The following is a 13,219-nucleotide window of genomic DNA, read 5'->3' as shown; positions in this document are numbered from 1 at the left end:
AACTCCCTTATAAACAGGGAGTTTTTTTATCTTGCAAACTTAAATTTATTTTCAATCGATATAAACTAATTTTAAATGAGGTTCGTAACTTTTATTACTTTTTCCCTTTTTTTATTTAGCGTAACTGTTTTTTCACAGAAGACAATTAAGCATACTGTAGTTCAAGGTGAATCAATCTATTCAATTGCTAAAAAATACAATGTTACAGAGTCTGATATTTATGAGTTAAATCCTAAATCAAAAGGAGCAATATTGCAGTTAAATACCGTTTTAATTATTCCAAACGATAAGAAAAATAAGTCTAAATCCGTTGATAAGCCTTCTAAAAAAAATGCTGATATATATGAAATTCAGTCTGGAGATTCCTTTTACAGTATTGCTAAAAACAACAATATTACGGTTAAAGAATTAAAGAAGTTTAATCCAGGTGTAAATCCTAATAAGCTTCAAATTGGAGATATAATAAATTTAAAAAAGAATAAAAAATCTAACAGTAGTAATTCTGAATCATCTCAAGATAATACTAATCAAAACAATAGCGAATATCATATTGTTAGTAAAGGCGAAACATTAAGTAAAATTGCTAAAAAGTATAATTTAAAATTAAATGAACTAATAGCCTTTAATAATTTTACAGATTCAAACATTCAAATTGGTCAAAAAATATATTTAAAAAAAGGATCTGTTTTAAATAATGATAAAACAATTGAAAATACAGACATTACAGTTGTAAGTGATGATGATATTGAAGAAGCCGATGATTCTGGTGAAATAACGCACTTAGTGTTAAAAGGTGAAACATTAAGTAGTGTTGCTCGCTTATATAATATGAAGTTGGGACAAATAAAGGAACTAAATCCAAGAATTGGGGATAATTTATCAATTGGTCATAAATTAATTATAAAAAAAGGAAAAGTTGCCACAATTATAGTAGAAGAAGATAGTATTGAAGAAGCAGCTCCTATGTCTGATGAAAATTTGAGCAAAGCGGATCAATTAATTGCAATTGCTTCTGAAAATATTGGAACTCGATATAGAGGTGGAGGAAAAACACAAGGTGGTTTCGATTGTTCAGGTTTAATGTTCTATACGTTTGAACAATTAGAGATAAATTTACCTAGGAATTCAGCTTCACAATCTGAAATAGGTAAAAAAATTAAAAGAAAAAATGCTCAAAAAGGAGATCTGATTTTCTTTACAACTAATGGAAGAGGAACTATTAACCATGTTGGAATGATTACAGAAGTGTATGATGATGATATAAAGTTTATTCATTCTTCGGTAAGTTCGGGTGTAATTATTTCTTCAATTAATGAAGCCTATTACTCTAAAAGATTTAAAAAAGTTGTTAGAGTATTAAATGATTAAAAAAAAATAAACCGCTTTTTAGCGGTTTATTTTTTAACTATCTTTTAAAAAATTATAAATTTCATCTTTTAAAAACACACGATCTTTTCTTAAATGAGTCAGTTCATCATCCATTGCTAATTCTTCGTCTGTTTCTATTTTGAATATTTTAGTATCTAATTCGCTATACGAATTAAGTAAAACTTGAAACTCATCATTATTATGATAAAGCTCTTTTATCTTGTCAGAGTATTCAGGAAAATCGTTGTAAATAGGATGTTTAGTTATCATAATGCTGGTTTTTAAATTTCTATATTCAAAATTAATAAAAATAAAAAATCGAGTATATGACATTTGTCATTTCAAATAAAAAATCCCTGCTATAAAATAGCAAGGATTTAATTGAAAATTATTTTCTGTTTAATTAAACGGGTTCAGCGTATAAATCAAATTCGGTAGCATCTGTTATTTTTAAATTTACAAAATCGCCTGTTTTTAAATAGAATTTAGCAGCATCAACTAAAACTTCATTATCCACATCCGGACTATCAAATTCTGTTCTTCCAATAAAATATTGCCCTTCTTTTCTATCAATTACACATTTGAACGTTTGTCCGATTTTTTCCTGATTTAAATCCCAAGAAATTTGCGATTGTAAATCCATAATTTCGGCAGCTCGTGCTTGTTTAACTTCTTGAGGCACATCATCTTCTAATACAAAAGCCCCCGTATTTTCTTCATGTGAATAGGTAAAACAGCCTAAACGCTCAAACTTCATTTCTTGTACCCAATCTCTAAGAATTTCAAAATCTTCCTGTGTTTCGCCAGGATAGCCTACAATTAAAGTAGTTCTTATTGCCATTCCTGGAACTCTTTCTCTAAATTCTTGTAATAATTTAGTTGTTTTTTCTTTTGTAGTTCCACGTTTCATAGATTTCAGAATGTTATCTGATATATGTTGCAACGGAATATCAATATAGTTGCAAATTTTTGGCTCGCGTTTCATTAAATCTAAAACATCCATTGGAAAACCACTTGGAAAAGCATAATGTAAACGAATCCATTCAATTCCTTCTACTTTTGCTAAGTTTTCAAGTAATTCGGCAAGGTTACGTTTTTTGTATAAATCTAATCCGTAATAGGTTAAATCTTGAGCAATTAAAATTAATTCTTTAACGCCTTTTTTAGCTAACCCTTCTGCTTCTTTTACTAATTTTTCAATAGGTTGCGAAACGTGTTTTCCTCGCATTAATGGGATGGCACAAAAACTACAAGGTCTATCACAGCCTTCTGCAATTTTTAAATAAGCATAATTTTTTGGAGTAGTTGTTAATCGCTCTCCTAGTAATTCATGTTTATAATCTGCTCCTAAAGCTTTCAATAATAAAGGCAATTCGGTAGTTCCGAAATATTGATCTACATCTGGAATTTCCTTTTCTAAATCAGGACGGTATCTTTCAGATAAGCAGCCAGTAACAAATACTTTATCTACTAATCCTTGATCTTTTTTGTCTACATATTCCAATATCGTATTTACCGATTCTTCTTTTGCATTATCAATAAAACCACAAGTGTTAATTACCACGATATTGCCTTCTTCTTCATGTGCAACATCTTTTCCATTGGCTTTTAGTTGTCCCATTAAAACCTCACTGTCGTAAGTGTTTTTAGAACATCCAAGCGTAATTACATTGATTTTATTTTTCTTTAACGATTTGGTTCTCATGCTATTAATTTTGAAGTGCAAAATTACATAAAATAATTAGTTGAAGCACCAGCGTTTGGTAATTTTTTAAAGATTTGGTCCCGCTGTCCGCTTTATCCGCTAAGGCGGGATATCGCTTCCATCGGGGCTAGTAGCAATGGTTTAGGAATAAAAAAAATCCACTTCATTAACGGAAGTGGATTTAATTTGTAAATATGCTAAACTTAAAAGTTAATAGAATAGGTTACGGTTATGTTATTTTGAATAATTCTTGTTCTAGATGTATCTGTCATTCCTGATGAAATTAAACTTTGATTATAGTTTCGGTGAGAATTTGAATAAGAAAGATCGATTCTATTTTCTCCAAAATTATAGCCTAATCCAGCAGAATATGCAGTTAAATCTCCCATAGCATAATCTACTTTGTATGGGCTTTCTTCAAAACGATAGCCACCACGTATGCTAAATTGTTTAATTTTGTATTCTCCACCAATTCTAATTTCATAAGCATTTTTTAATTCGGTATTCATTTGAGAATTTAAATCTCTAAAATTATTTTGATTTGTGTTTTTAAATTCGGTATTACTGTAATCTTTTTGTGCAACATCTATACTGATTAATCCCTTTTTGTTAAAGATGTAAGTAGCGCTTCCTGTAATTTTACTTGGTGTTCTTAATCTGTAAGTTGGGAAAATAAAAATAGGGCTTCCGTAATAACGATTTTCATCTCCTAAAGCAACATTTACATTGTCATAAGTATATAAATCTTGAACTAATTCGTCGTTTAAATTATACCATGTTGGAGATTCGTATGATGCGCCTAATCGTAATGATTCAGTAGCTTTGTAAATAGCGCCTAAATTAAATGAAAATCCAGAACCATAAGTACTTAATTGATTGTCGAATACAATATTTCTTACTGTAGGTTGTGTGTTTGGATTATCAGGATTATCGTTATTTTCATATAAACTTGTAGTTAACACATAGTCTGTAAAATGCGCGTTAAGGTTTATTCCTAAAAATAATTTGTCTTTATAACTTGTAGCAACATTGGCTGTTAGTTTTCCGTTGTATCCATTGGCCGTTGCAAAATAATCTTGATAATAATTTCCTCCCGGAGACACATTAGAAACATATTGATTTGGTACAGATGGGTGAGGATCTATAATATAGGTGTCAAATGCCATATCATACTGATAATCATTAAATTCTGTATTTGCAACAAAGTTGGCTTGATTAACAAAGTATTGCGAAATTGAATTATAAGGATTTACTCCCGATGTAAACAAACGATTGTCAAAATTATTGGTGTTTTCGTAATTTAAAGCTACCGAAATTTTATTCCAGTCAGAACTTCCAGATTTATCATTAAAGACCAATACAGCCCCAATTTGATTTAAATCTAATGTGCTGTATGATTCTTTGTTTCTTGTTCCAAAATAATTTGAATTATTGTTATTGTTAAAACTAGTAATAGAAGCACTTGCGAAATTATTATTAAAAAATAAGGAACCTGCAGGGTTTATGTTAATAGAAGATAAGTCGCCTCCTACAGCACCAAAAGCGCCACCCATACTTCTAAAACGAGCAGTTCCATTTATGTTTTCAATTGCATATCTAAGTGCGTCATTAGTTGTCATTTCTTGCGCAAAAGACAAGAATGAAAAATGGAGCATAGCAATAAATAATATCTTTTTCATATGTAATTTTTAATTTTAATTAACCTCTTCCTCCTCTAGATCCACCTCCAGAACGACCTCCGCCTCCAGATGAACCACCTCCAAAACTTCCTCCAGACGAACTTCTAGGGCTAGAGTAGTTGCTTCTAGGTGTAGAAGTATTGTTTCTAGGTGTAGAAGTGTTATTTCTAGGAGTAGAGTAATTAGTATTTCTAGGTGTTGATGTTGCGTTTTCTCTTGGTCTTACAGAAGATCTAGTACCATTGTTTTGAGTTCTTATGTTATTTCTAGTTCCATTAAAATTTGGTCTAGGTGTGTCTGATCTTCTATTTGTGTAGTTACCATTTCTTCCAGAAGACGGATTGTAATATCCTGTTCCTCCTCTTCTTCCTCCATTGTAAACAACATCTCTTCCGCGATAACCATTGTATCCCCAGTTGTTGCCGTAATAACCATTCCAACCCCAACCAGCGCCGTACCAAGAATTCCAGCCCCATCCCGGACCATACCAAGAATTCCAACCTGGACCATACCAAGAATTCCAACCTAATCCCCATCCGCCTCCGTACCAAGAATTCCAACCCCATCCAGCGTTAGAATATCCCCAATAAGGAGAATACCAATTATTCCATCCCCAATTTGTCCAACCCCAATCGTTATTGTAGTAATTGATGGATACTTGAGATGAGTTGTTTCCCCATCCAGCGTAATTATTGTTAGATTCGTTTCTATATACTGTTACAACTGTATCTTGTGTAGTAGAATTATAATTGTCAACATCTGTAAAATAAACATAATCATCCTGCATATTTCTAAATTGAGTTGCATACTGATTAGATTTTTCTAGATTTTGTTCTGAATACTTATTTTCAGTTTGTGTATTTGGCCTGTCAGAACCATACACACCATCATTATCATAATAAGAAGAATTTTGATATGAACCACATGAAGTAGTTAAGATTGCCAATAATCCAAATATAGAAAATAGGGCATTTTTTCTGGTAAACGGGTAATAAGTTTTCATAACTCTTATTTTTTATTGTTGCACACTTCAAATTTAACTATTTTTGCCGAACAAATTAGTTAAAATTTATATAAACAATTTTTGTGCCAAAATAATAATAATGAGCAAGAACTTAACAACAAGAGCGGAAGATTACTCTAAATGGTATAATGAATTAGTAGTTAAAGCAGATTTAGCTGAAAATTCAGGTGTTAGAGGATGTATGGTAATTAAACCATATGGTTATGCAATTTGGGAAAAAATGCAAGCCGAATTAGATAGAATGTTTAAAGAAACCGGACATAGTAATGCTTATTTCCCCTTGTTTGTTCCCAAAAGTATGTTTGAGGCAGAAGAGAAAAACGCTGAAGGTTTTGCTAAAGAGTGTGCTATTGTAACACATTACAGGTTAAAAAATGATCCTGAAAAACCTGGAAAGTTAATGGTTGATCCTAATGCTAAGCTTGAAGAGGAATTAATTGTTCGTCCTACTAGTGAGGCTATTATTTGGTCAACTTATAAAGGTTGGGTGCAATCGTATAGAGATTTGCCTTTACTTATTAATCAATGGGCAAATGTGGTGCGTTGGGAAATGAGAACACGTTTGTTTTTGCGTACTGCCGAATTTTTATGGCAAGAAGGACATACAGCTCATGCAACTCGTCAGGCAGCAATTGAAGAATCTGAAAAAATGATGAATGTATATGCTGATTTTGCTCAGAATTTCATGGCAATTCCAGTAATTAAAGGTTTAAAAACAGAAACAGAACGTTTTGCAGGGGCTGATGAAACTTATTGTATTGAAGCTTTAATGCAAGACGGAAAAGCTTTACAAGCAGGAACTTCACATTTTTTAGGTCAAAATTTTGCTAAAGCTTTTGATGTTAAATTTGCTAATAAAGAAGGGAAACAAGAATACGTTTGGGGAACTTCTTGGGGAGTTTCAACACGTTTAATGGGAGCATTAGTAATGACGCATTCAGACGATAAAGGTTTGGTTTTACCTCCAAATTTAGCGCCAATTCAAGTGGTAATTGTTCCTATTTATAAAACAGATGAACAGTTTGGTGCTATTTCTGAACAAGTAAACGCTTTAGCTGCCGAATTAAGAAAATTAGGTATTTCTGTTAAGTATGATAATAGAGATACTCAAAAACCAGGATTCAAATTTGCTGAGTGGGAATTAAAAGGTGTTCCAGTGCGAATTGCTCTTGGACCAAACGATTTAGAAAACGGAACTTACGAAATTGCTCGTAGAGATAATTTGTCAAAAGAAGTAGTTTCTAAAGAAGGAGTAGCATCGTATATTCAAAATTTATTAGAAACTATTCAAAATGATATGTTTGCTAAAGCATTGGATTACAGAGATACTCATATAACTGAAGTGAATTCTTTTGAAGAATTTAAAGAGTTATTAGAAACTAAAGGCGGTTTTTTAGCAGCACATTGGGACGGAACTGCAGAAACAGAAGAAAAAATAAAAGAGCTAACAAAAGCAACTATTCGTTGTATCGCTTTAGATAGGGTGGAAGAGGCAGGAAGTTGTGTCTTTACTGGGGCTCCGTCTAAGGGTAGAGTGCTTTTTGCTAAGGCATACTAAAAAAAAATAAAAATTTTTATTCAAGGTCTTGCAGAAATCAAAATTAGTTGTATTTTTGCACTCGCATTACAAAATTAATGTAATGGCCCGTTCGTCTATCGGTTAGGACGCCAGGTTTTCATCCTGGTAAGAGGGGTTCGATTCCCCTACGGGCTACAAGTATTGAGATTAAAAAGGAATTGGTTAATGGCCCGTTCGTCTATCGGTTAGGACGCCAGGTTTTCATCCTGGTAAGAGGGGTTCGATTCCCCTACGGGCTACAGAATTAGTTGTAAATAAGTTTTGTAAAATAATAATTGGTGTCTCTGTTATTATTTTATTAGTTAAAACCAAAGTGTTCGCCTAGGTGAATGTGGGAGGTTTTTCTTTTTTAACTAGTAGTTTATAACAATTATTACAATTAAAAAAAGAACAAAATGGCAAATCATAAATCTGCTTTAAAAAGAATTAGAAGTAACGAGAAAAGAAGAGTATTAAACAGATACCAACACAAAACAACTCGTAATGCAATTAAAGCTATTCGTTTAGCAACAGACAAAGCTGACGCTTCTGCAAAATTATCATCTGTAATTTCTATGATTGATAAATTAGCTAAGAAAAATATCATTCATGATAATAAAGCTTCAAACTTAAAATCAAAATTAACTAAACACGTAGCTTCTTTATAGTCTACTTTTAGCTAAATATACTAAAGCCCTCATTATGAGGGCTTTTTTTTTATGTTATCTTACTATTATTTTCAACTAAAGTGTTGATTACTATAGTGTTTTTATCAAAATAAAGATTACCTTTGCACTTTCAAAAATAAAATAAATGACTTCTATTAGAAACATCGCAATTATTGCACACGTTGACCACGGTAAAACTACTTTGGTTGATAAAATCATGTACCACTGTCAATTGTTTCGTGAAAACGAGAATACAGGAGACTTAATCTTAGATAATAATGATTTAGAGCGTGAAAGAGGTATTACAATTACTTCAAAAAACGTTTCTGTAACTTACAAAGGAACAAAAATTAATATTATTGACACTCCTGGTCACGCCGATTTTGGTGGAGAAGTTGAACGTGTACTTAATATGGCTGATGGTGTTTGTCTTTTGGTAGATGCATTTGAAGGCCCTATGCCTCAAACGCGTTTTGTTTTACAAAAAGCAATCGACTTAGGTTTAAAACCATGTGTGGTTATTAATAAAGTAGATAAAGAAAACTGTACTCCAGAAGAAGTACATGAAAAAGTTTTCGACTTAATGTTTGAATTAGGTGCTACAGAAGAACAATTAGATTTCCCAACAGTTTATGGTTCGGCTAAAAACAATTGGATGTCTGATGACTTCAGAAATCAAACAGATAATATAGAGCCTTTATTAGATATGGTTTTGGCAAATGTTCCAGCTCCTAAAGTTTCTGAAGGAACGCCTCAAATGTTAATTACATCTTTAGATTTCTCTTCATTCACAGGTCGTATCGCGATTGGTCGTTTAGAAAGAGGAGTTTTAAAAGAAGGTATGCCAATATCTTTAGTTAAAAGAGATGGTAAAGTTATTAAATCAAGAATTAAAGAATTACATACTTTTGAAGGTCTTGGACGTAAAAAAGTAGATGAAGTAATTGCTGGAGATATTTGTGCAATTATCGGAATTGAAGGTTTTGAAATTGGTGATACTATTGCTGATTTTGAAAATCCAGAAGCGTTACAAACTATCGCTATTGATGAGCCAACAATGAGTATGTTGTTTACAATTAACGATTCGCCTTTCTTTGGTAAAGAAGGTAAATTTGTTACTTCTCGTCATATTAGAGATCGTCTAACTAAAGAATTAGAGAAAAACTTAGCTATGAAGTTAGGTGAAACTGATTCTGCTGATAAATTCATGGTTTTTGGTCGTGGTGTATTACATTTATCTGTTCTTATTGAAACTATGAGAAGAGAAGGGTATGAGTTACAAATTGGTCAGCCACAAGTAATCATCAAAGAAATTGATGGTCAAAAATGTGAGCCAATTGAAGAATTAACTATCGATTTACCAGAAAATCTTTCAGGTAGAGCAGTAGAATTTGTAACTATCCGTAAAGGTGAAATGTTATCAATGGAAGCTAAAGGAGAACGTATGATTGTTAAATTTAATATTCCATCTCGTGGAATTATCGGTTTAAGAAATCAATTGTTAACAGCTACTGCTGGTGAGGCAATTATGTCGCACCGTTATATTGGATACGAGCCTTTCAAAGGTGCAATTCCAGGACGTAACAATGGTTCGCTAATTTCTATGGAAAATGGAAAAGCTATTCCTTATTCTATTGATAAATTACAAGATCGTGGTAAATTCTTCGTGGAACCAAATGCTGAAATTTATGAAGGTCAGGTTATTGGTGAAAACTCTCGTGGCGATGATATGTGTATCAATGTAACGAAAGCGAAGAAACAATCTAACGTTCGTTCTTCTGGAAATGATGAAAAAGCAAGAATTATTCCACCAATTATTTTCTCATTAGAAGAAGCATTAGAATACATTCAAAAAGATGAATATGTTGAGGTTACTCCAAAATCTATTCGTTTAAGAAAAATTTATTTGACAGAAAACGACAGAAAACGTTTTAAAGTATAATTAATTTGAATCCCGATGAAAATCGGGATTTTTTAGCATAAATCAGCATGGAAATTAAATTGAAATATGGAATTGACAATTTGCTTTTTGGAATGAAAGAGCAAGATGTTACTAAAATTTTAGGCAAACCTGATACCCAATATAAAGATGAAGAAGAAAACGTGGTGTTTATGTATAATGCTAGAAAACTACGTTTAATTTTTTATAAAGAAGAATCATTCAAATTAGGTTATATGACAACAACAAATCCAATTGTGAAGTTGTTTAACACGACTATAATTGGAAAGAATTGGAGTGATGTACAACCTATTTTAGAAAAAAATAAAGTAAAATCATTTGAAACAGATACTGTTGAAGGAATGATGAGTTATTTTAATGAAGAAAACTGGTTGTTTGTTCATGTAGATTATAATGAAATTGTTAAAATTGAAGTTGGAGCGGTTTTTAGTGATAAAGACGAATTTGACTGGAAATTTTAATTACTTTTAAAGCATAAAAAAACCGCTAATTAGCGGTTTTTTTATGCTTATTGATTAATTTTTATCAATTCTATTTCAAATATCAAATCGGTATTTGGAGGAATAACACCGCCAGCACCTCTTTCTCCGTATGCTAAATTTGAAGGAATGTAAAATTTATATTTAGACCCTTCAGGCATTAATTGAACCCCTTCTGTCCAGCCTTTAATAACTTGATTTAGTCCAAAATCGATAGTTTCACCTCTTTGAACACTGCTGTCAAAAACTTTTCCGTCTAAAAACATTCCAGTATAATGTACTTTTACATTACTAGTTGCAACTGGTTTATTTCCTGTTCCTTCTTGTAATACAATATATTTTAAGCCACTTGCTGTAGTTCCTGCGTTTGCAAATTCTGCTATCGCTTTTTCTTTAGCTTCTTTTTGTTTTTGAGCTTCTAATTCAGCTTGCTTTTTTTGTTTTTCTGCTGCAATTTCTGTTAAAGCTTTTCTTGCTGCATCATTTTTAGTTGCTTGAATTTTATCGTTTTCAGCTTTGTTTTCAAAATAATCTTGGAAAACTTTTTCTGCTTTGAATTTTTTAGCTTCTTTTCCTTTTCTAATGATTACAATTGAGTTAATAACATCATTTTTAGCAATAGTATTCACAATATCTTGACCAGAAACTACATGACCAAAAACAGTATGTTTTCCATCTAAATGTGGTGTTTGGTTGTGTGTGATAAAAAACTGACTTCCATTGGTAGCAGGTCCTGCATTAGCCATTGATAAAATTCCAGCACCATTGTGAGTTAAATCCGTGATTTCATCTGTGAATTTATAACCTGGATCTCCCGTTCCGTCTCCTTTTGGACAACCACCTTGAATCATGAAATCTGCAATTACTCTATGGAATTTAAGTCCGTTGTAATAAGGTTTTCCTTTTAATTTTTCTGAAACCTGTGAGTTGTTTCCTTCAGCTAAACTAATGAAATTTGCAACAGTTATTGGTGTTTTTTTGTATTCTAGTAGTACAACTATTTTTCCTTTTGTTGTATTAAATTCAGCAAAAATGCCTTCTTCTGATTTATTTTGTGCTACAGCAAATGATATGCTACTTAATACAATTACGACTATTTTAAATATGTTTTTCATTTTATAATTATTTAGTTGGATTGTTTTCTAATAGTTCTACTTCAAATATAATATTTGCATTTGGCGGAATAGCATCTCCAGCTCCTTGTGGTCCATATGCTAAATTTGAAGGAATGTAAAGCATTACTTTTTCTCCGTAGCTCATTAATTCTACTGCTTCATTAAAACCAGCAATAAAAGGTAAATTTCCGAAAGTAGCCGGGTAACCAGCATATCCGTTCTGGTTGGCTCTATTCTGATCAAACTTACAATATAGTTTAGCTACTTCTTCATAACTTGTATCAAAAAGTTGACCATTTTCTAAATAACCTGCATAATGAATGATTACTTTAGTTCCATTTGATGGTTTTTTACCGTTTCCTTTTGTGATGATTTGGTAAATTAAACCTGATTCGGTTTTTGTACCAGTAGCTTTTAAAGTAGTAATTTCTTTTACTTTATTTTCGATAATTTTTTGAGATTTTTCTTCTGCTTCTTTAATTTCTTTAGCAACTGTTGAATAGTAATTTTTAAATATTTTTACAGCATCAAACTTTTTAGCAGCATTTCCGATTCTAAGAATTGTAACTTTTTCAATAACATCATTGGCTTCAATAGTGTTAATTATGTCTAATCCTTCAACTACTTCTCCAAATACACTATGCATATTGTCTAACCAAGGTGTTTCTTTGTGTGTAATAAAAAATTGACTACCATTTGTGCTTGGTCCAGCATTAGCCATTGAAATAATTCCTGCTTTTGAATGTTTTAAATCAGGATGAAATTCATCTTTAAATTTGTAGCCAGGTCCTCCAGAACCATCTCCCATTGGATCACCTCCTTGTATCATAAAATCTGAAATAACACGGTGAAATTTTAATCCGTCATAAAAAGGTTTTACTTTGTATTCCTGACTAACGAATGGGTTTTTTCCTTCTGCTAAAGTTACAAAGTTAGCAACGGTATTAGGTACTTTTTCAAATTCTAGTTTTACAATGATATTTCCTTTTGTAGTTTCCATTTCGGCATATAAGCCTTCCTTTAGATTATCATATGATTTTGTACATGATATAAATAAAGTTACAATACTAATTAGTAAAATGTTAATGATTTTCATTTCAGTTTTAATTTTTTGCTTGAGTATCTACTTTAATTTCTTTTAAACTTACAGTGCAAATTAATGGTTCGTTTGTGCCAATTTTTTTCTCGTCGCCATGATATCCATAGGCCATGTGAGATGGAAATAAGAATGTAACTGTTTCTCCTTTTTTCATTAATTTAATGCCATCACGTAATCCCATCATTATATTTTCTTTATCAACATAATACCTTTGTGGTTTGGTTTCGGTCATGGTGTAAATGATTTTATTTTTCAAATCTTTAATTTCATAATCAAAAAAAGCAATATCACCTCTTTTTGGAGATGGCGTATTTTCTTCAATTTTGGTTTCGTATTTGTACCAATAGCCTTTGTTTGATGAAATATAAGATTTAAGCGAATCTTTTTTTATGATTTCTTCAATTAAGTCTTCTTCGTCTGCAATTAAAATTTTATTGCGCTCTATAGATTCTTTTATAAATGTTCCTGAAGTATGCGATATTGGTTTTCTTGCTTGTTGCTGTTGAGAGCAACTCATAAAAAAGAACACGCCACCAATAAGAAGTATGATTTTAATTCTCATGA

The 13,219-nt window shown here is 31.6% G+C and carries 12 protein-coding genes and 2 tRNA genes; 7 read left to right on the top strand and 7 right to left on the bottom strand.

The window, feature by feature from the left end:
- The first annotated feature begins 75 nt into the window (after window positions 1–75).
- Entirely contained in the window at window positions 76–1,368 is a 1,293-nt protein-coding gene (locus GFJ99_RS11025) for a LysM peptidoglycan-binding domain-containing protein (protein ID WP_153208769.1), read from the top strand.
- Window positions 1,369–1,401: 33 nt separating this feature from the next.
- Here the strand turns inward: GFJ99_RS11025 and GFJ99_RS11020 are convergent, their stop codons facing one another.
- The 4 genes from GFJ99_RS11020 to GFJ99_RS11005 all read right to left on the bottom strand — a co-directional run bounded on the left by GFJ99_RS11020 (window position 1,402) and on the right by GFJ99_RS11005 (window position 5,755).
- Window positions 1,402–1,638: a YdcH family protein gene (locus GFJ99_RS11020; protein ID WP_040470185.1), complete on the bottom strand. Its 237-nt coding sequence runs from the start codon at window positions 1,636–1,638 to the stop codon at window positions 1,402–1,404.
- Between the two features lie 133 nt (window positions 1,639–1,771).
- Entirely contained in the window at window positions 1,772–3,073 is a 1,302-nt protein-coding gene (gene rimO, locus GFJ99_RS11015; protein ID WP_153208767.1) for a 30S ribosomal protein S12 methylthiotransferase RimO, read from the bottom strand.
- Window positions 3,074–3,276: 203 nt separating this feature from the next.
- The gene (locus GFJ99_RS11010) at window positions 3,277–4,752 is read right to left on the bottom strand and encodes an OmpP1/FadL family transporter (RefSeq protein ID WP_238990086.1); all 1,476 of its coding nucleotides are present in this window, start codon (window positions 4,750–4,752) and stop codon (window positions 3,277–3,279) included.
- A 19-nt stretch (window positions 4,753–4,771) separates the two neighbouring features.
- A complete protein-coding gene (locus GFJ99_RS11005; RefSeq protein ID WP_153208765.1) occupies window positions 4,772–5,755 on the bottom strand; it encodes a hypothetical protein in 984 nt (327 codons plus the stop codon).
- Between the two features lie 100 nt (window positions 5,756–5,855).
- Between GFJ99_RS11005 and proS the strand changes: the two genes are divergently transcribed.
- The 6 genes from proS (at window position 5,856) to GFJ99_RS10975 (ending at window position 10,423) form a co-directional block, all read left to right on the top strand.
- Window positions 5,856–7,334: a proline--tRNA ligase gene (proS, locus tag GFJ99_RS11000; protein ID WP_153208763.1), complete on the top strand. Its 1,479-nt coding sequence runs from the start codon at window positions 5,856–5,858 to the stop codon at window positions 7,332–7,334.
- 84 nt (window positions 7,335–7,418) lie between these two features.
- Window positions 7,419–7,490: transfer RNA gene (locus tag GFJ99_RS10995), tRNA-Glu, on the top strand.
- A 32-nt stretch (window positions 7,491–7,522) separates the two neighbouring features.
- A tRNA-Glu gene (locus tag GFJ99_RS10990) sits at window positions 7,523–7,594 on the top strand.
- 156 nt (window positions 7,595–7,750) lie between these two features.
- Entirely contained in the window at window positions 7,751–8,002 is a 252-nt protein-coding gene (rpsT, locus tag GFJ99_RS10985; protein WP_008254132.1) for a 30S ribosomal protein S20, read from the top strand.
- Window positions 8,003–8,147: 145 nt separating this feature from the next.
- Window positions 8,148–9,944 carry a translational GTPase TypA gene (typA, locus tag GFJ99_RS10980; protein WP_008254115.1) on the top strand — a complete coding sequence of 599 codons (1,797 nt, stop codon included), beginning with the start codon at window positions 8,148–8,150 and terminating at the stop codon, window positions 9,942–9,944.
- A gap of 47 nt (window positions 9,945–9,991) precedes the next feature.
- A complete protein-coding gene (locus tag GFJ99_RS10975; RefSeq protein ID WP_008254113.1) occupies window positions 9,992–10,423 on the top strand; it encodes a hypothetical protein in 432 nt (143 codons plus the stop codon).
- 47 nt (window positions 10,424–10,470) lie between these two features.
- Here GFJ99_RS10975 and GFJ99_RS10970 read toward each other — a convergent pair whose 3' ends face one another.
- From GFJ99_RS10970 to gldI, 3 genes are read right to left on the bottom strand one after another with little or no spacing between them, the layout of a single operon-like run.
- Window positions 10,471–11,556 carry a peptidylprolyl isomerase gene (locus tag GFJ99_RS10970; RefSeq protein WP_153208761.1) on the bottom strand — a complete coding sequence of 362 codons (1,086 nt, stop codon included), beginning with the start codon at window positions 11,554–11,556 and terminating at the stop codon, window positions 10,471–10,473.
- A gap of 7 nt (window positions 11,557–11,563) precedes the next feature.
- The gene (locus GFJ99_RS10965; protein WP_153208759.1) at window positions 11,564–12,652 is read right to left on the bottom strand and encodes a peptidylprolyl isomerase; all 1,089 of its coding nucleotides are present in this window, start codon (window positions 12,650–12,652) and stop codon (window positions 11,564–11,566) included.
- Window positions 12,653–12,659: 7 nt separating this feature from the next.
- Window positions 12,660–13,217 (bottom strand): gliding motility-associated peptidyl-prolyl isomerase GldI, encoded by a 558-nt coding sequence (gene gldI / locus GFJ99_RS10960; protein WP_153208757.1) that lies wholly within the window; start codon window positions 13,215–13,217, stop codon window positions 12,660–12,662.
- Window positions 13,218–13,219: the final 2 nt, after the last annotated feature.

Origin of the sequence: Flavobacterium sp. LMO6 (genome assembly GCF_009495795.1) — a bacterium.
Taxonomy (GTDB): domain Bacteria; phylum Bacteroidota; class Bacteroidia; order Flavobacteriales; family Flavobacteriaceae; genus Flavobacterium.
The sequence above is the reverse complement of the archived record's forward strand: the minus strand, read 5'-3'. Positions and strand labels throughout refer to the sequence as shown.

Coding starts and splice junctions, on each gene's coding strand:
- GFJ99_RS11025 (WP_153208769.1), top strand. CDS start 76: ATGAGGTTCGTAACTTTTATTACTTTTTCCCTTTTTTTATTTAGCGTA.
- GFJ99_RS11020 (WP_040470185.1), bottom strand. CDS start 1,638: ATGATAACTAAACATCCTATTTACAACGATTTTCCTGAATACTCTGAC.
- rimO (WP_153208767.1), bottom strand. CDS start 3,073: ATGAGAACCAAATCGTTAAAGAAAAATAAAATCAATGTAATTACGCTT.
- GFJ99_RS11010 (WP_238990086.1), bottom strand. CDS start 4,752: ATGAAAAAGATATTATTTATTGCTATGCTCCATTTTTCATTCTTGTCT.
- GFJ99_RS11005 (WP_153208765.1), bottom strand. CDS start 5,755: ATGAAAACTTATTACCCGTTTACCAGAAAAAATGCCCTATTTTCTATA.
- proS (WP_153208763.1), top strand. CDS start 5,856: ATGAGCAAGAACTTAACAACAAGAGCGGAAGATTACTCTAAATGGTAT.
- rpsT (WP_008254132.1), top strand. CDS start 7,751: ATGGCAAATCATAAATCTGCTTTAAAAAGAATTAGAAGTAACGAGAAA.
- typA (WP_008254115.1), top strand. CDS start 8,148: ATGACTTCTATTAGAAACATCGCAATTATTGCACACGTTGACCACGGT.
- GFJ99_RS10975 (WP_008254113.1), top strand. CDS start 9,992: ATGGAAATTAAATTGAAATATGGAATTGACAATTTGCTTTTTGGAATG.
- GFJ99_RS10970 (WP_153208761.1), bottom strand. CDS start 11,556: ATGAAAAACATATTTAAAATAGTCGTAATTGTATTAAGTAGCATATCA.
- GFJ99_RS10965 (WP_153208759.1), bottom strand. CDS start 12,652: ATGAAAATCATTAACATTTTACTAATTAGTATTGTAACTTTATTTATA.
- gldI (WP_153208757.1), bottom strand. CDS start 13,217: ATGAGAATTAAAATCATACTTCTTATTGGTGGCGTGTTCTTTTTTATG.